This is a genomic window from Agarivorans sp. QJM3NY_25 (genome assembly GCF_050870875.2).
Lineage (GTDB): Bacteria > Pseudomonadota > Gammaproteobacteria > Enterobacterales > Celerinatantimonadaceae > Agarivorans.
Genome location: NZ_CP194041.2, coordinates 3,086,304 through 3,104,484 on the forward strand (window position 1 = coordinate 3,086,304; position 18,181 = coordinate 3,104,484).

The window sequence follows — 18,181 nt, forward strand, 5'->3', positions numbered from 1 at the left end:
TACTCGGAATCAATCAATCGTCGATCCATTTCTATCATTGATTACTTTGACAAATGACGCAAACGAAACTAAAAATACTGTATGTATATGGCTCTTCACCGTTCTTGGTGGAAAGTCATATCAAGCCCTCCAAAGTGAAATAAAATAGCTCGCTTAAAGCGTTCTTTATTTCTAAAACCCATCGAACGTATTTTTAGGCGCTGAATGTTTCCATTTATCGCTTCTGCCAAGCCATTTGATACCTTATAACGCATCGCATTGATGATGCCCTTTAAGTGCGTTTTCACGGTTTCTGCTGCTGTCATCATCGGCCTGATTTGACTGACCTTTATGAGTGCCAACCAATCATTCCAAGCCGCTTTGGCGTTAGCTGCATCGCCATACCAAATGGCTCTTGCTTGCTCTTTGAATATCCAGCTCAAGCCAGTATTTTGCATCATTTTGGCCAGCGCATTCACTCTTTCTCTCAATGTCCCATGTAGGTGGCTGTTTCGTTTTAACCATCCATACCGTGTTTGGTGGCACTCTCTTTTTAAATGCTGGGGCAACGCCATGAGTTCGCTTTTTCTCACTTCATTCACCGCTTTAGTGAGCGCCTTTGCGATATGAAAATGGTCTATGGCTATCATTTGCTTAGCCCGCTCACCGAAGTAGTCATATGCTGCGTTTATATATGCTCTGCTCATGTCCATCGATATGGAACGTGTAACCATTGTTGACTCAGGGGGCAATGCCTTAAAGCAAGCTGATAAGCTCAGGCCTGTTCGACCGTCTTCAACCGATATCACCTGACCATCACGATTGGATAATACCGTGACATAGTCATGGCCTTTCTTAAATGCCGTTTCATCGACCAACAGGTCTTGGTAGTTGATGGTGGTTCTGGCTGTCAGACCGCGTTGAACGGCTCGTGCCATAATACGGTCGATGGCTCCCCAGCTAAGCCGATAGGTTTTACTCACCGCGTATAAGGAACTGACTTTAAGCATCTCTATAACGCGAGCCTCAAACAGCTCTGTGTAGCGACTGTTACTTGTCGCCCAAGGCACTTGAAGTGTTTGCACTCCATGCTCTGGGCAATCAGCTCGAGGGACTTCAGCCTCAATACGTGTTTCAAACTGACAGGTATCTAAATGTCGCCAAACCCGCCGCCGAGTATCGTGTCGACGAACAGCCTTACCGCAAGAGGGGCAAGCCGTTAATGAAGCTCGGTCATAGTCAACGCGTACGGTGATGGTTTGGGTTGACTCATTGAGTTCAACAGATGAAACAGCCCAAGGATGAGTTAATCCAAGAATGGATTGATAAAGCGTCGTGTCTTGCATGGTCGCGAGGTATTCATGAACGTTTACTTATTATCTCGCTCATTAATGTTTGTTGAAAGTGTTTCCACTACATTCGGTGAAGAGCCATGTATATACAGATAAAAGGTGCGCAACATGTCAAACACACCATTGCGGCTCCAGCAGCGATTTAGAAATACGATTTATCAGCACCATTACAGTATTCAGTATTCGCACCGAGCAAACCTACTGGCATTGGATAAAACGTTTTTTGTACTTTTATCACAAGCAGCACCCAGCAAAGCTCGGAGCTGCTGATATTGAACGATTTCTAACTCACCTAACGGTCGATAGGCAAGTCGCTCCGGCGACTCAAAACATCGCATTTAATGCCTTCATGTTTATCTATAACAAAGTACTACGTATCGAAATGATTGGAATTCAGGCGAAACGCTCGAAAAAACAAGTCAACATTCCCGTAGTTTTTACTCGAGCTGAAGTGAGCCAAGTGATTGCGAATTTACCCGCGGATTATCAGATCATGGCTTCACTGCTTTACGGTTCGGGACTAAGACTCAGTGAATGCTTGAGATTACGGATTAAAGACTTAGATTTTGATCAAAATACAATCACCGTACGGCAAGGCAAAGGAAATAAAGATCGCGTAACTTTGTTACCCCCTAACTTGATCCCAAAGCTTCGCGATAACATTCTCCTGAGCAAAAGTGTTTTTGCTCACGATATGAGTCTACATTATGCTGGAACGACGATGTCTTACGCGTTAGCCCGTAAGTATCCACATTCTCAACGGTCGTTTTCTTGGCAGTTTTTGTTTCCTTCAACTCGCCTGTGTATCGACGCTAGAACAGGTGAGCTCAAACGCCATCATATTCATCATAGTGTGCTCCAAAAAGCCGTCACCAAAGCCGTCACCAAAGCCGTCACCAAAGCCGTCACCAAAGCCGTCACCAAAGCCGTGCATAATGCCGGAATAAATAAGCCTGCAAGTTGCCATACCTTTAGGCACAGTTTTGCCACCCACTTATTAGAACAAGGGACTGATTTAAGAACTATACAAGAACTACTTGGCCATCAAGATGTAACAACGATTGAGATTTACACGCATGTTATCGGTCGTTATACCACGGGCGTCAAAAGCCCTTTAGAGTGCTTGGTTCAAGTTGCAAAATAGATGACCGATGAAAAAGCATCAAGGCGCTTATGCATGAGAGGGTCGTTCGTAAGAAGACCTAACACGTTTTGGAACACCAACGAGTCAGTACGCCCTAAGCCACTTCGGGACAAGAGCGACACAACTGATATCCACTGCCCCTCAACAAACTTCGGATTAAAAATCACTGCACATATACGGCAGCGCAATAACTGTCGATAACAAGGGTGAAGTCATCATCCTGTCACTGCTGGCGGCACTTCTTTAGGTATTTTAGGCTTGCGCTCTTGGCTTAAATAAACACCAAAGAAAATAACCCCTACCGCAACCCACTGAGTCGTTTCCAAACGTTCCCCAAGCAGCAACATCGAAAAAATCAATGACAAAGCCGGCAATAGATTGGCGTAGCCTGCAGCGGTTGAAGCCTTTACATGAGTCAAAGAATAATTATATAAGCCATACGCACCTAATGTGACCACCAGCCCTAAATACACAATGGTGCCAACCGATGCCAATGACACCTGCTCAGGCCACTCAGAAACAAATGCTAAGGGGAAGAAAAATATAGCGCCGCAAAAACTTTGTAGTGCAGTTAATAAAAAAGCCGAGTAACGTTTGGTGAGATGTTTAACCAACAACGTGTAACCAACGGCAGTACACATTGCCAAAAATTCAAGGAAATTCCCCAATATCGCATTAGGTGCTTGCAGGCTATTTTCGCCAGTTACCGACATCCATACCACACCAACAACGGCGATCATAAAACCAGTCCATTGTTTAAGGGTATTCCTTTCCCCTAAAAAAAAGAACGCCGTGACCGCAACCATTAACGGTAACATGGCCGTAATCATGCCCGCTTGCCCGGCGCTAGTATAAATCAGCGCTTGAGACTCAAACAAAAAGTACAAACATGGTTCAAAAAACGCCATCCCCATGAGAAACTTCCAATCACCCGCTTGATACTTAAAGTCTTGCCTTAACCAAGGCCAAACGACCAAAAATGCAGTCGTTCCAATACTCATTCGCAAAAACACCACGATCATTGGTGCCATTTCATTAACTGCAACTTTCAAGGCAATAAAAGAACTGCCCCACAACACCATCGCGAGTAACAATGCCAAATGCGCACGCAAGGTGGATGTTTCCATAGCAACTCCTATCTAAAATGAAAGTAACCAAAAAAATGCGGCAATCGCCTAGCTTATACCGTTCGCATTTGTGGCACATAGTAAGGGAACCTGATATGCCTAATACACAAGTAAAAGTGATGTCTCTATTCAAGCTTTTCTTGCCCGAATATTATTTCAGAGTGATAGAGACTAGGTTAACAAAGATAAATTTGAGGCATCTTGGAAAATGCCAGTCGGCGAGTATACATTTTTATTGCATAAAAATTCAACTGTATAATTCGAAGTAATGCGCTTACTCAGCCTCATCCTTGAAACGAAATCAGCAATGGCTCGGTGACGAGCTAGCCAAGCTTGCATTTGAGTCAAGCAATTGAATATTAAAATTATTGTCAAAAATCCATAAGCCTTGGTTAATTTATTCTTAGCATTCGCAAATCATTCGCATTTAAACATCAAACACTTATAAAATAGCTGTGACTTGTGTCATGCTGTTTACGAATGAATTTCTGGCAGTATCAAGGTTACCGCCAAGCCAAATAACAAAGATGTCGAATTCCTGCACACTCAAAACTGAGTGTTTGAATAACTATAAGAGGTGAATATTGAAAGCACATCGAATCAAAATTGCTCGGTTCATCACCGCAATCATTTTGCTCACTCCCATGATGTCTTGGGCTGGTCAGGCCTTAGTGCATGTTCCGGGCACCACTGTATCCATGACGCCTCCTGCAGGTTTTACGCTGTCCAACAGTTTTTCAGGCTTTGAAAATTTGACAACACATTCCAGCATTGTGATTGCCGAGCTCCCCGGAGACGCCTACGCTCAACTACAAATACTCTTCACTGATGCCGCGATTGCAAAAAAGGGCTTCGCCACAAAAGGGATCCAGATAAGCAAACGTCAAAACATCAAAGTTGGCGCCAACAGCATTCCATTGCTATCGGGAAATCAGCATATTAATGGCATAAATGTTGTTAAATATATAAGTCTACTCGATGGGAACTCAAGCGTTCTGATTAACTACAATCTTTTAAACCAGGAGCAGCTGAGCGAAAATGACGTCATAAAATCACTACAATCCATCTCACTTTCTGCAGCTGAACCGCTTGAAACAAAGTTGCAAAACTTACCCTTTAAATTTACAGCATTCTCTCCCTTTAAAGTCGTGGATGTACTGCTTGGTAGCTCCGCCATACTCACCACTTTCGACGGTACCGATCCAAGCGGCAATTTACCGAACATGGTCCTTGCAAGCTCACAAGCTCAGCACAACATTGGTGATATTAAGCCTGCTGCAGAACAATTTTTGAAATCGACGACTGGTTTTCAGGATGCCCGCATTACCAACGCTCAGCCCGTTAAATTTGCGAACTTAGACGGATACAAAATACAAGCGACTGCTGGCGATAAAACAATTGTTCAATATCTAGCAATGAAAGAAGACGGAAGCTATCTGCGCCTCGTCTCAACAGGAGCCACGCAGAAGATAACAGAACTAGTAAATGCCATTCAATTAGTCGCCGATTCAATGACTTTGACCCCCTAAACGACTGAATAGAAGCAACAACGCTGGCGACTCGGTGTTGCTTCTACCAGAGATCGATCAGCTCAAGAGTTCACCATGCAACGTATCAATATTATAGGGACCAGCGGCAGCGGTAAAACTGCCTTTAGCAAACAATTAGCGAAAGCCTTGGCTTACCCGCATTATGAGATGGATGCGATGTTCTGGAAGTCCAATTGGACTAAATCCACCGATCCACAACTATTCGCAGCGATTACTGCCGTTACCGAGCAAGAAAACTGGGTTTTAGATGGCAACTATAATCGAACGATCCCAGTGAAATGGGCCCATGTTGATACCGTAATTTGGCTCGATTATTCACTCCGCAGAACCTTATTTCAGGCGGTAAGACGGGCGTTGAGCCGCAGCTTACATCGCCAAGAACTATGGCAGGGAACTGGCAATCGAGAAAGTTTTCGAAAAAACTTTATGAGCCGAGATTCGATAATACTTTGGACGCTAAGAACCTATAGAAGCAATCAGCGCTATTACCAACAACTGATGCATACCAACACCTACCAACATATCAAATTTATTCGCTTAAGCTGCCCTAAACAAACCTCAAAATTTATTGCAGAACTGAATCATTAGGCCGCATTTTTATGTTGTTACATTTATGTCTCGCAGATCCGAACAGGCCCAAGCAGGGGATTACAGAGGTTTAGGGACCGCGGGTAGGTTTTCCTTTAATAGCTTAATAAACTGATTGCCTGACCAACTTCGCTTATACACTAAGCCAAAGCTGTAGTTCACTGCGGGTTTAAAAGGACGAATTGCGACTTTATCCAGATTAGCTAAGTCATAAGCGGTAATGGGGTTAATCAGGCTCATTCCCACATTGTGTGCAACCAAAGAACAAATCGCGGCAATATTTGCCTCGGTTTTCCCAGAAATTCGAATATTACTCTTGGCAATATGCATTAACAGCTGGTCCGCCGCTAAGTTAGGTTGATTGGGGATCACCAAATGTTGATCCTTAAAATCATCGGTAGATATTTGCGCCTTATTGGCAAGCGGATGTTCAATGGGGACCAAACAGACCGCTTCCACTTCACAAATTTTATCAACAATCAGCGTTTGACTACTAACAGGCAAGGTAACAAAACCGGCATCAAACTGCCCCGCCTCTACAGCCCGCACCACCTCTGAACTCGTCAAGATGTCGAAAGAGATATTATATCCAGAGTTAATGCCTAACACCGCCGCAATCACTTGTGGTACAAAAGCAAAACCCAAACCGGGCACCGCGGCTAAGCGGATCCTTGATGCGCCAAACTCACGCAAAGCCACAATACTATGCTTCATCTCTTCAAGGTTACCCAGTAGGCCGAGTATTTCGCCATATAATTCATCGGCTTCCGGAGTGGTGATGAGACGCTTTTTATATCGAGTAAACAAAGGCATCCCTATGTTTTCTTCGAGTAAGGCCAAGGAACGGCTCACCCCAGATTGAGTAATGCCTAAATCTTTTGCAGTACGAGTCGCCGTTCCTGTTTCATAAAGCACTTTAAAAATAATCAGTGATTTCAACGAATTTAAATTAATTTGCGACATATCCTGCCCTTATTTTGGATGCCAATGCGGGATTTCAATACTAAATAGTATCACTCAGCATATGAGTAAAAGTCATCAATTAATGAAAAAACATTATAATTTACAATATTAAATTCCTTCTTATAATCGATCTTGTATTGAGGAAAACCAATATTTTTCAAACACGGATGTGAGGGGTGTAATGACAACAAATAATGCTTTGTTTTATCAAACTAGTGATGATGCGCCATTGATTGATCGTGCTGATGGTATCTATCTTTGGGACAATAACGGTAAACGCTACATTGATGGCTGTTCCGGCGCGATTACTTGTAATATGGGTCATAATCATCCGGCAATTAAAGCAGCGATGAAACAACAACTAGAGACGATAGCCTTCAGCTATCGCACCCAGTTTGAGAATCAGGCGGCGATTGATTTAGCCAATCAGTTGGTTGAAATAACCAATCATGACTTAGATAAAGTGTTCTTTGTCGGCAGCGGTTCAGAAGCCGTAGAAAGTGCGATTAAACTCGCTCGCCAGTACTTTTTTGCACTTGGACAAACCCAACGTCAGCATTTCGTGTCACTGCGACCGTCCTATCACGGCAGCACCTTGGGAGCCTTAGGCTTAACCAGTTACCAACCGTTAGAGCAGCCCTTTAGCAGCATTATTAATTCAGCAATTAAAGTGCCCTCACCCGATCTTTACCGCTATTCACAAGCCTCACTGCAACTCCATATTGAAGCGGTATTGGGCGAAACTGAAGCGGCGATCAACGAGGTAGGCGGTGAAAATATTATAGCCATCGTACTCGAGCCCGTTGGCGGTGCCAGCACCGGTGCAAGAATGCTTACTCAGCAATATTATGATGGTATTCAACAACTTTGCCAGCGCTTCGGCTGCTTACTTATTCTTGATGAAGTGCTTTCAGGAATGGGGCGCACCGGCCAATGGTTAGCATACCAACACTGGGATATAAAACCCGATATTGTCGCCTTGGCGAAAGGCTTAGGTGCCGGTTACTACCCTATCGCAGCAATGCTGGCGAGACAAGAATTGGTCAGCCCCGTCCTTGAGAGCGGCGGGTTTCAACATGGTCATACTTACGCAGGGAATCCATTAGCTTGCGCGACAGGTCGCGCCATTATTCAAGCAATGCATGACGAGCAAATCGTGGCCAATGCCGCCAAACAAGGAGCTTACTTGCGCGAGAAGCTCGATCAATTACAAGATGACCATCCGATGATTGGTCATGTTCGAGGGATTGGTTTACTACAAGGTGTTGAATTTGTTCAAAACCGACAAACTAAACAAGCATGGCCAGCCGAATTCAATATTTTTGCGCAGATTACCAATATTGCGAAACAAATGGGCTTATTAATCTATCCCCGTCGCAGTCTCAACGGAGTCGCAGGTGACCATATCCTGATTGCTCCTCCATTAACCGTCACAAGTGAAGAAATCGATTTAATCGTTTCGTTATTTAGTGATGCTTTACACAAGCTCGAACAGGCCTATTTATAGCAGCTGTATACGCCTTAATTTACATTCGACATTAAAAGGAAATTAATATGTTTTTAAGAATACTACTAAGTGCATGTCTAAGTTTGGGATTAACACTATCGGCTCACGCCGAGGATGGGATCGCCAAGGTAAAACAAGACAAACAACTCAGTTTTGCCCTAAGTGGGGCCTACCCGCCGTTCAACTATGTTGATGACAACGGTAAATTGGTTGGTTTTGATGTTGAAATTGGTCAAGAAATAGCGCGTCGGATTGGTGTTAAAGGTAAACCCGTTGCCACCGCCTGGGATGGGATTATTGCGGGTCTGTTGGCCAAGCGCTATACCACCATCATTGGCTCCATGGCCATTACCGAAGACCGCCTAAAAACTATCGACTTTTCGCAACCCTACTATCGCTCTGGCGCGCAACTATTTGTCAAAAAAGGCGCTAAAACGATGAACATAGAAGATCTCAAAGGCAAAAAAGTAGGGGTAACCCTAGGCACCACCTTCGAGGCGTGGTTACGTAAAAATGCTCCGGAAGTCGAAGTTCGTACCTATAAAGGCGTTCCGCAACTGATTATGGAAACTCAATCAGGCAGACTTGCTGGATTTGTCTCTGACCGAATGACGGGCTTAATGGCAATTAAACAGCATGATTTCAAATTACAGATGGCTGGAGAACTGCTCTACCCTGAATTGATTGGCATCGCCCTCAATAAAGGAAACCCAGAGTTGCTTAAGGCAATTAATAGCGCCATTACCGAAATGCAATCTGACGGTACTTATACCCAGATCAGCCAGAAGTACTTCGGTACCGATATTCGATAAGGAGTGAATTCATGTTTGACTGGGCTATCATCATAAAATATATGCCCGTGCTTTCTGAGGCGGCAATTCTCACCTTATATATCGCCATCGTGGCGCTTGCTTTAGGCTTAGCGTTTGGTTTGATTGCGGCATTGGCAAAGGTCTCTAATAATCTACTATTTAGAGCAATCGCCAACTTCTATATTTGGTTAATTCGCTCGACCCCATTATTAGTACAACTGTTTCTTATTTACTATGGATTGCCCCAGTTTGGACTTGATTTATCCCCCTTCTTGTCTGGTGTACTTGGTTTAGCGCTCAATGTGGGCGCTTACAATGCCGAAACCATAAGAGCTGGCATTCAATCGATTGGACAAGGCCAAACAGAAGCAGCCAAATCAATCGGAATGAATCATGCGCAAACCATGCGGCGCATTATTCTTCCGCAAGCGCTGCGCAATATTATTCCTCCTTTAGGAAACAATTTTATTATCTTAATCAAAGATACCTCTCTGGTTTCCACGATTACGCTGGTTGAACTCACCATGAAAACGCAACAATTAGTTGGAACCACCTATAAGCCATTTGAGCTCTACCTCGCGGCAACCATGCTGTACGCCGTCATGACTAGCGTCACCGCCGCCTTACTGCATAAATTAGAACGACACCTGCATCAAAAAACCACGAGGAGCTAAGGAATGGCCAACTCCATTGTAAAAATCAACGCCCTAAAGAAAAGCTATGGCCAACTAGAAGTGCTTCGTTCGGTCAACTTAGATGTAAACGCAGGGGAAGTGATTGTCATCATTGGTCCTAGCGGCTCAGGCAAGAGCACTCTGTTGCGTACCATGAACCATTTGGAGACCCCCAGCGGAGGTACCATTATCGTGAATAACACGCTCGTAAATGACGATAATCTCAACGGAAAAATGCTCGAGCGTCATTTATGTAAAGTTCGTACCAACTTAGGCATGGTTTTCCAGCACTTCAATTTATTCCCGCACATGACGATCCTCGAAAATATAATTGAAGGCCCAACTATTGTGCTCAAACAAGCCCGCCAAGAAGCGACTCGTCGAGCCATCAAATTACTGGAAAGTGTCGGTTTAGCCAACAAACAAAATGCCTATCCAGACATGCTTTCTGGTGGTCAAAAGCAGCGCGTTGCGATTGTCCGAGCGTTAGCGATGAACCCAGCGGTTATGTTGTTTGATGAACCCACATCGGCTCTCGATCCCGAACTGGTGGGCGAAGTACTGGCGGTTATAGAACAGTTGGCTCGCGATGGTATGACCATGCTGATTGTGACTCACGAAATGAGTTTTGCACAAAAAGTTGCTGACCGCGTCATATTTATGGACGGTGGTTACATCGTTGAAGACGGCACACCAGAGCAATTATTTGGCAATCCTCAGCATCAGCGAACCCAGCAATTTCTAGCGAGCATTCATTCATGAACAAACAACAAACATTACAGCAGGCAATTGCTGTAATCCCCGAGGGTGCGACGGTTATGGTGGGCGGTTTTGGTTGCCCAGGAACCCCTTTCACCCTGATCAACGAATTATTACGCCAAGGGCAGCGTCATTTAACCTTAATCAAAAACGATGCCAACGAGAGTGGTATTGGGATCAGTAAACTTATCGAAAATGGTCAGGTCGATAAACTAATTACCACCCATCTAGGTTTAAATAAACCGGTGATCGACTTGATGAACAGCGGCCAATTAGAAGTTGAATTTCACCCGCAAGGCATTCTCGCCGAAAAGATCCGTACTGCCGGAGCCGGCAGCTTTGGCTTTTTATCTGATATTGGGCTCGATTCAGAAATCACCTTACCGGAACAGCTTTTGGAATGGCAAGGACAGCGCTATAAAGTTGAAATGGCGCAAAGCGCAGAGTTTGCCTTATTGCACGCAGCCCAAGCCGATCACTACGGCAACTTAATGTATCAGGGGTCGGCGATCAACTTCAGTCCCTTAATGGCAATGGCAGCAAACCATGTGATTGTGGAAACCGCTGATTGCCAAGAACCCGGGAGCCTTAATCCAAATCACATTCATACGCCATCGGTATTTGTGAGCAGTTTAGTGCCATTAGCCGCATTATCTGATGAATACGGAGCACTTTCTCACCATGTCAAATATTAGTCGAATCGTCGAACGAGCCGCGCGCGAGATACAAGCCGACACCGTCATCAATCTTGGGATTGGTTTACCAGCTAAAGTTGTCGAGTTTTTACCAAAGGAATTAAACATTTTAATCCATTGCGAAAATGGCGTGCTCGGCGCCGCCGAACAACCGAAACCGGAGGATATAGACCCCTTCGTGATAGACTCCGCCGGGAACTATATTTCAACTTGTCTCGGCAGTAGCTATTTCGATAGTGCTGTATCTTTTGCGATGATCCGACGTGCAAAACTGGATTTAACCATGATTGGGGCGTTTGAAGTGGACCAAGCCGGTAACTTAGCCAACTGGAAGATCCCGGGGCGTTTTTCGCCGGGCATCGGCGGCGCGATGGAGCTTGCACAAAAAACCCCGCGTATTGTGGTATTGATGACCCACTGTGACAAAAAAGGCCAGCCTAAAATTCTAAAGCAGTGCCGATTACCACTTACCGCAAGACACTGTGTATCGCGGATTATTACAGATAAGGCGGTGATGGATGTGACCCCGCAGGGTTTAGTGCTTAGAGAAAAAGCCAGAGACATAAGTCTACAGCAGCTGATTCACTTCACCGAAGCTGATCTTATCATTCCAGAACAAATAGGTGAGCTATGAGCTTTAATCAATGTGAACAAGCCATTCTCAATAGCTGCGAGCAACTCTTCGAAGATACCCTCTCTTTCACCGAAGACATGGTCCGACAATACGGTGTACTCAACCATGAGCAAGGTGTTCTAGATATTGTTGAAAGACAGCTCTGCGCCTTAAAACTTCCGGTGGAACGTGTCGCAATGAAGCATAGTGATATGTGCGGTCACGCCCTCTATGCCCCCGTGCCATGGGATCATGAGAATAAATACAACCTGGTAAGTCAACTCAACAAAGGCGCTCCAGGTAAAACGCTGGTACTGAATGGTCATCTCGATGTCGTGAGCGCAGACCCAGCAGACATGTGGACTCAGGCTCCTAATCAACCATGGCGAAAGGACGGTTGGTTATATGGTCGAGGCGCAGGTGATATGCAATCGGGCGTCGCCGCAATGATTTTTGCGGTACATGCCATTCAGCACGCCGGGTATGCAATTAAATCACCGTTAATTATTCAAGCCGTGGTCGAAGAAGAGTGCTCTGGAAATGGCGCTCTGGCATGTTTACAGCAAGGGTTTGGCGGCGACTTCGTGCTAATTCCAGAACCCTTCGGACCACAAATTTATGCCGCTCAAGTTGGTGTCTTATGGTTCAAACTGCTGGTCAGAGGCCGACCCGCCCATGTTTTAGATACATCAGCCGGCGACAATGCCATCGAGAAAATACAAAAATTAATTCCTTGGTTAAAATCGCTAGAAGCTGAACTTAATGAGCTCGAACGACCAGCACCCTATGATCAAATTGCGCAACCGTTTAACCTGAACATTGGTAAAATTAAAGGCGGTAATTGGGCTTCGAGTGTTCCTGCACATGCCGAAATGGAAGGACGGATCGGCTTTCCGCCTGGCATGAGTGCCAGTGATATCATGCAACGGGTAAACGATTGTATTGAACAAGCGGCCTTAAAAGATAAAGCCTTTGTGAGTCAAAAACCGATCCTGCGGTTTCATGGCTTTCGTTCTGAAGGACATATCGTGGATACTGGCCATGCAGGGGTCGGCTTGCTTGCTAACTGTCATCACACATTATTAGGAAAAGAACCTGAGCATTATTTATCCACTTGTACCACCGACTTACGCGCATTCCACTTCTATAGTCGAACCGCTGGAACCTGCTACGGGCCAATAGCAAAGAACATTCATGGCGTTGATGAGTGCGTCGATATCGAATCCATTCGCCACACCTTAAAAACCTACGCTCTCTTTATCAGCCGCTGGTGTCAACTGGAGAAAAAATGAAAGCTGTTTATCTAAGTCATTATCAACGAACTGCCTTTAGTCGAGCCCACCCTAAAAAATCCGAGGTTGACGCCTTAGCGCCAATACGTGGCGATACACTTTTGGCACAACTGATCGACCATGCGTTAATCGAAACCGCGGTTAATGCAGATAAGGTGGATGACCTATCGCTCGGCTGCGCACTCAGTGTTAAAGATCAGTGGAGTTTTGGTGGACGTTATCCGCTTTATCAAAGCCAATTAGGCGATCAGTGTGCCAGCAGAAGTATCGACCAGCAATGTGGTTCCGGGATCTCAGCAATCCGTTCCAGTGCATTAATTTTAGCTTCGGGGGCAGCCGATATCGCACTCGCCGGAGGCTATGAAAACATGACTCGGATCCCCATGGGCCCCTCGTTATTTCAGCAAGGTATTCTCACGATTCCAGAACATTACGCCGATCGTTATCAAATGGATGTCGTGATGAATATGGGCCTCACAGCAGAAGCCTTGATGAAAAAAACACAGTGCGACCGAAACACTATGGACGAATTCGCTTTAAGCTCACACCAACGTGCAGCCAATGCCCAAGCCAGTGGTTACTTAAGCCAAGAAATTCTGCCGATCCATACCAAGCATGACTCCGTATTTGAACAGGATGCCAACATTCGAAGCGATACCAGCCTCAGCCAACTCGCAGCGCTTAAACCGGTATTCACTGAAAACGGTCATATAACCGCTGGGAATAGCTCCCCCTTAACCAGTGGTGCGGCGCTGATGATGTTAATGACGGAGTCAGCTTTAGAGGAGCATCATGCTCAACCACTCGCTCGAATAGTTGCTTGCGCCGATCGAGGTACTCAACCAGAACTTATGGGACAAGGTGTGGTGCCCGCGATACAGCGAGTGCTGCAAATGGCGAAGCTAAAACCAGAGCAAATCGATTGCTGGGAAATTAACGAAGCATTTAGCATCGTACCACTTTATGCAATGGCACAATTGGGAATTAGCCATGAACAGCTAAATATAAACGGCGGAGCCATCGCCCTCGGCCATCCCCTTGGAGCCAGTGGTATTCGCTTAGTTGGCACACTTGCTCGAACCTTACACCAACAACAAGCTCGCTACGGTGTTGCTGCCGCTTGTATCGGAGGCGGTCAAGGGATCGCGATGTTAATCGAGCGAGTCTAAAATCCATATCATTGATCATATATTCCCCATATCCATGTAACAGTTTGTTCCATGGATATGCAACCACCGTTACTTTCGAGTCATTCAGCAATGCTAAAAAACCTAGAGAGAAATTACTAACGTTTTGTTCACATAGAACATTATAGAGCTGTAATCCTTTATAAATCAGGCGTATACTTCAATGCTTCTCGACTGGCAGTCACTCTTAATATGAGAGTGACATGATGTCAAAGCCCTGCCGTAACGTGACTCTATTCACCCAGCGCTTGCCAGCCAGAGAAATAATAATATGAGCACTGATTAGCCGCTCATCAAAGGTACTCTCTTTTAATCAGCGGCATTGTGTAAAAAATATTGACTTATTAAGGGAATTAAAATGAAAGTTACAGTCTTACCATTCTTTATGTTAGCGGTTTCAATCGGGGGTTGTGGTAGTAGCAATAGCGAGAGTGGCGATGTAAAAAACATCGATATCGAGAATGCCTCCATTTGTTTTAATGAAGATTTATATGAGCTCGGTGCAACACAGACTATCAGCATGGTCGCGCAAGATGGATCCATTGAGACCAGTTTAACGAAAGTGATTGAAGAAACAACTTACCGGAGCCAGCCTGCATTGCTCGCTCAAACAACCGAAAATAACGTCACCGATAACGCCTATTTATTCATCGATGAAGGGAATAAAGAACAAATCATGTTGGGCGAAACTGATAATGCAAATGAAAACGAATTGAGCTATACGCCTGGTACCTCAATGCGATTTGACGTAGATAAAGGTGATATTCATCGTCAAACCATTACCATGATCGTAAACAACTCATCGGGGGTTGACCAAGAATTTGTGATCAACATTAGTTCTGAATTTCAAGGCTTTGAAAACATCACTGTTCCTGCTGGTAGCTTCAAAACATGCAAATTTGAACAAAATTATTCAATGACATTACCTGACGGCTCTCCGGCTGATAGTAAGGCTATCATCTGGTATGCAGCAAACTACGGAGTGGAAGTTCAAGTATCAAATGATGGAACTATTAGCAAACTGGTTGAAGCAGAGCTCAATGGCGTCAAAATGTAAATTCCAAATGGTGTTTATTTCAATATTTAAACGATGATACAGCTGGTTAAAAAATGGGGAGATAAGTCTCCTCGCTCCACCCGCACTAGCCATTAAAAACGCAGCCATCAGGCTCGGCCTAAAGGTAGCGTTTTAAACATCTCATCAAGCAAGCTCTAGCGCATCCGAGTAAGCCTTGAAAGTCAGCTCACTGTGCCACGCTGGTAAACCAGCTGACGACAACAATCAGCCCACTAATCAACAAGCCTTCGCCAAGACCAACCGCCATCACAATCTGTCGTCGCGGTAAACCGGCCAAGCGCGCGAGATAGACAATCAGCTCGGTAAATACCAAAGGGAAAAAAGCCCATCCGGCAATCGCCGCAACACCAAAAGAGCGAACCCAGCGCTGCGCTCGTTGCACACTCTTGCTAGGCAAGGCTTCCAGTCGCTTTTGCATATCCATGTAATCAATCGCCAGACAAACCAAATAGGCGGAGCTACAAGATGCCACCAAAGTAAGAAGAAACATCAGCAGCGGATCGATACTACTTGCCATTAACAGAATCAAGGGCATAGTCGGGATAAAAAGTACCCCACGCAGAAAAATAACCAAAGTATAAGCCGGCAGAATATACCAATAATATGCATCCACCACGGCCCGCATATCACTCAAGCTATAGTTGCTACTTAAACCTTGCATCCCGACAATCGCCAACAAGGCTATCGCAATCCAAAGCACCAGTTTTAACTTTGCCTTCATTTGTCATGTCTCTTACGTTCAGGACAAATATGTTGGACTCGAGCCACTTCACAACTGGCCTTACTGTTACAGCGCAGCCCTTCGACCTGCCAGCTTATATCGATACTCCGGTGCAGGCCGAAAATCATAAACTGACAAGGCTGCGGATAATCATGAACCACAAACATACGCGCAAAAAAAGTACTTTTATCGTGGCTCTCAGGCAAACCTTGTTTCAGCGCTTGTAACAGCGCATCATCATTAGAAAAAGAGGTACTCAGCTGCCAACGCTCAGCCAACTCAGATTTTGGCTGAACCCTGTAGCTTACAAATTTGTGCTCTGGCAATAACGCTAAGCTGGTATTTAAGGCTACGGTAAATATGGGCGGAGTATAAACGATAAGCGCAATGCTCAGGGCGATGGAGAGACCCAGAGCGATCACGACTCGAAATAAAATTTTTTTCACCCTTTTAAAGCGAGTGCCTGTTTTCAACCCCTTTTTGCCGCTTTTCATTCTCATCCCTCAAACACCTAAGCTTTCTTGTCTGACCACTTATGCTATTTTTAATCCAAGTTACAGGCCGATCCCTACCACGACTTCTAGACCCCCCAAGCTCACCGGATTATTTTACGGAGAGCGTTTTGTGTAAAAATGAAGCGCAGTGCATTTCATAAAAACGAGCGTAATAAAATAATTCCGAGTGCAGCTTTTTGTGTACAACCAGCATGGGCATGAACTCATGAAGTGAAAGTCCGCTGTTGGAAGGTCACCGCTTAATAAGACTTTGATTATTAAACGCTAAGGACTAGCGAATGGCAAGGGCATAACTGCGAAGGGATCTCCAAATAGAAATTATATATGTCTGATTATTACGCAAATACGGCGACAGCCAGGTGGCCTACCGTCAAAAATTAGCGGCATTTAAAGATGCCGCTGCAGGCAATGTAATTAGCCTTAAATAGTGAAACCTTATGACTTAAGCTTCCAATAAGCTTTGGTGTGATTATTTTTTCCCTTGATATGGCGCTGATTACGCAGGTAGTGTCGTACTTTTGTCGCTGAAGACGACTCTAGCGCAGCCCATACCGCATCGATGTTATCGAGACTGCGTAATATGCGTAACACTTCTGTGGCTTGCTCTTGTTCTGCACAAACCACTCGGTGAAGTTGAGCGCCGCGAGGAAGGCTGTCTTCAGAAAAATAGTTCTGCTGCTCTTTGTTGGCACTTAATATAATGACCACTGGCGGTAATGCATTACTCCAATGTTCAATAATACCCGCCGCCGCAGGATATGCCGTTTCATCAGCAATAATCAGAGCTTGACCATTGGCTAAATGGGGGTGTTGGTCTTGGGTTTGTGAACGACTCATAAATACATCACCGATACTCAAGCGCTCTGCCCACTGGCTCCCCGCGCTATTGCCATGCGTATAAATATCTATCTGCCCACGGTCGGGGAAAGGGGCGGAATCACTGCTTTTCCATGATTTACGTAAGGTGTAAAGCCGCACATTTTTATTGGCTTTATATAACAGTTTTTCACGATTCTTCGTTGAAAGGTGCTTCATTAACCAAATAAACAGATGGTCAGCTATACGCTTTAAGCAATGTTTTTGAGTACTTTGTTGGACCGAATTTGCCCGCTTTTTTTGCATGCCTTTTAACACCAAAGCATAGGCATAGCCTGGATAGTATTCTGGTAAAGGCATGTCACTTTTTACGGTCAAGCGAATGATATTGGCGGTGAGCCATTGTTTATCAAGCACTTCAAAAAACTGCTTACCATTGCCCGAAAAGTCAAGCCCCTGCTTTACAATACTCGCGTAAGCTAAATAGAGAATTCTTTCTTCTAAACTGCCCTCTATTTCAAAAGGTACAAGTATTGTGTGTTGAGCCGATTTAACTGCAAATGCGATATCAATTTGAATCCCCTCTTGAAAGATATCTTTAACCCTTGCCGATACAATTTGTTTATCCGACACATGGCTTTTAGCAATGGCTAATAACTCCTCGGGGTGGTCTTGATTAACGTGGTCAATAATGTCGACTTTATGGTCAACATCGCGAATGGGGGTTGGTGACTTGCTCATGAGTTTTTCGTACTTCTGCTGGGCTTAAACGAGCAGAGCTTAAAATAAAGCTCTGCGAAAAAACGAAT

Annotated in this window: 18 protein-coding genes; 12 read left to right on the forward strand and 6 right to left on the reverse strand. The window is 44.8% G+C overall.

The features are described 5' to 3' along the window. Nucleotides 1-95 precede the first annotated feature (95 nt). Nucleotides 96-1,325, reverse strand: coding sequence for an ISL3 family transposase (locus ACRRSW_RS14095; protein ID WP_432459650.1), 1,230 nt, complete (start codon nucleotides 1,323-1,325; stop codon nucleotides 96-98). 229 nt (nucleotides 1,326-1,554) lie between these two features. On the opposite strand from ACRRSW_RS14095, the gene ACRRSW_RS14100 reads away from it, so the two are divergent. After that, nucleotides 1,555-2,475: an integron integrase gene (locus tag ACRRSW_RS14100; RefSeq protein WP_432459651.1), complete on the forward strand. Its 921-nt coding sequence runs from the start codon at nucleotides 1,555-1,557 to the stop codon at nucleotides 2,473-2,475. Nucleotides 2,476-2,690: 215 nt separating this feature from the next. Here the strand turns inward: ACRRSW_RS14100 and ACRRSW_RS14105 are convergent, their stop codons facing one another. After that, nucleotides 2,691-3,602, reverse strand: a complete 912-nt coding sequence (locus ACRRSW_RS14105) for a DMT family transporter (protein ID WP_432452589.1) — start codon at nucleotides 3,600-3,602, stop codon at nucleotides 2,691-2,693. Between the two features lie 584 nt (nucleotides 3,603-4,186). Here ACRRSW_RS14105 and ACRRSW_RS14110 point away from each other — a divergent pair. Further along, on the forward strand, nucleotides 4,187-5,131 hold the full coding sequence (locus ACRRSW_RS14110; RefSeq protein ID WP_432459652.1) for a hypothetical protein: 945 nt from the start codon (nucleotides 4,187-4,189) through the stop codon (nucleotides 5,129-5,131). Between the two features lie 75 nt (nucleotides 5,132-5,206). Next, nucleotides 5,207-5,740 (forward strand): adenylate kinase, encoded by a 534-nt coding sequence (locus tag ACRRSW_RS14115; protein ID WP_432459653.1) that lies wholly within the window; start codon nucleotides 5,207-5,209, stop codon nucleotides 5,738-5,740. Between the two features lie 60 nt (nucleotides 5,741-5,800). Here the strand turns inward: ACRRSW_RS14115 and ACRRSW_RS14120 are convergent, their stop codons facing one another. After that, nucleotides 5,801-6,703 carry a LysR family transcriptional regulator gene (locus tag ACRRSW_RS14120; protein ID WP_432452586.1) on the reverse strand — a complete coding sequence of 301 codons (903 nt, stop codon included), beginning with the start codon at nucleotides 6,701-6,703 and terminating at the stop codon, nucleotides 5,801-5,803. 181 nt (nucleotides 6,704-6,884) lie between these two features. Here ACRRSW_RS14120 and ACRRSW_RS14125 point away from each other — a divergent pair, with 181 nt between their 5' ends. From ACRRSW_RS14125 to ACRRSW_RS14165, 9 genes are all read left to right on the forward strand, one after another. Continuing rightward, a complete protein-coding gene (locus ACRRSW_RS14125) occupies nucleotides 6,885-8,210 on the forward strand; it encodes an aspartate aminotransferase family protein (RefSeq protein WP_432459654.1) in 1,326 nt (441 codons plus the stop codon). A gap of 47 nt (nucleotides 8,211-8,257) precedes the next feature. Next, nucleotides 8,258-9,022, forward strand: coding sequence for an ABC transporter substrate-binding protein (locus ACRRSW_RS14130; protein WP_432459655.1), 765 nt, complete (start codon nucleotides 8,258-8,260; stop codon nucleotides 9,020-9,022). A gap of 11 nt (nucleotides 9,023-9,033) precedes the next feature. Further along, entirely contained in the window at nucleotides 9,034-9,696 is a 663-nt protein-coding gene (locus ACRRSW_RS14135) for an amino acid ABC transporter permease (protein ID WP_432452583.1), read from the forward strand. Nucleotides 9,697-9,711: 15 nt separating this feature from the next. Next, nucleotides 9,712-10,458 (forward strand): amino acid ABC transporter ATP-binding protein, encoded by a 747-nt coding sequence (locus ACRRSW_RS14140; RefSeq protein WP_432461121.1) that lies wholly within the window; start codon nucleotides 9,712-9,714, stop codon nucleotides 10,456-10,458. Next, nucleotides 10,455-11,150, forward strand: a complete 696-nt coding sequence (locus tag ACRRSW_RS14145; RefSeq protein ID WP_432452582.1) for a CoA transferase subunit A — start codon at nucleotides 10,455-10,457, stop codon at nucleotides 11,148-11,150. Before ACRRSW_RS14140 ends, ACRRSW_RS14145 begins: the two co-directional genes overlap by 4 nt. Further along, nucleotides 11,137-11,784: a 3-oxoacid CoA-transferase subunit B gene (locus tag ACRRSW_RS14150; protein ID WP_432459656.1), complete on the forward strand. Its 648-nt coding sequence runs from the start codon at nucleotides 11,137-11,139 to the stop codon at nucleotides 11,782-11,784. Before ACRRSW_RS14145 ends, ACRRSW_RS14150 begins: the two co-directional genes overlap by 14 nt. Continuing rightward, nucleotides 11,781-13,055: an ArgE/DapE family deacylase gene (locus ACRRSW_RS14155; RefSeq protein ID WP_432459657.1), complete on the forward strand. Its 1,275-nt coding sequence runs from the start codon at nucleotides 11,781-11,783 to the stop codon at nucleotides 13,053-13,055. Before ACRRSW_RS14150 ends, ACRRSW_RS14155 begins: the two co-directional genes overlap by 4 nt. Beyond that, nucleotides 13,052-14,224 (forward strand): acetyl-CoA C-acyltransferase, encoded by a 1,173-nt coding sequence (locus tag ACRRSW_RS14160; RefSeq protein WP_432459658.1) that lies wholly within the window; start codon nucleotides 13,052-13,054, stop codon nucleotides 14,222-14,224. The genes ACRRSW_RS14155 and ACRRSW_RS14160 overlap by 4 nt, the downstream gene beginning before the upstream one ends. 376 nt (nucleotides 14,225-14,600) lie before the next feature. Continuing rightward, on the forward strand, nucleotides 14,601-15,299 hold the full coding sequence (locus ACRRSW_RS14165; RefSeq protein WP_432459659.1) for a TapB family protein: 699 nt from the start codon (nucleotides 14,601-14,603) through the stop codon (nucleotides 15,297-15,299). Nucleotides 15,300-15,486: 187 nt separating this feature from the next. On the opposite strand, the gene ACRRSW_RS14170 is transcribed toward ACRRSW_RS14165, so the two are convergent. The 3 genes from ACRRSW_RS14170 to ACRRSW_RS14180 all read right to left on the reverse strand — a co-directional run bounded on the left by ACRRSW_RS14170 (nucleotide 15,487) and on the right by ACRRSW_RS14180 (nucleotide 18,113). Further along, the gene (locus ACRRSW_RS14170) at nucleotides 15,487-16,041 is read right to left on the reverse strand and encodes a hypothetical protein (RefSeq protein ID WP_432459660.1); all 555 of its coding nucleotides are present in this window, start codon (nucleotides 16,039-16,041) and stop codon (nucleotides 15,487-15,489) included. Next, nucleotides 16,038-16,535 carry a hypothetical protein gene (locus ACRRSW_RS14175; RefSeq protein WP_432459661.1) on the reverse strand — a complete coding sequence of 166 codons (498 nt, stop codon included), beginning with the start codon at nucleotides 16,533-16,535 and terminating at the stop codon, nucleotides 16,038-16,040. Before ACRRSW_RS14175 ends, ACRRSW_RS14170 begins: the two co-directional genes overlap by 4 nt. Nucleotides 16,536-16,991: 456 nt before the next feature. Then, the gene (locus ACRRSW_RS14180; protein ID WP_432459662.1) at nucleotides 16,992-18,113 is read right to left on the reverse strand and encodes an SIP domain-containing protein; all 1,122 of its coding nucleotides are present in this window, start codon (nucleotides 18,111-18,113) and stop codon (nucleotides 16,992-16,994) included. Between the last annotated feature and the right edge of the window lie 68 nt (nucleotides 18,114-18,181).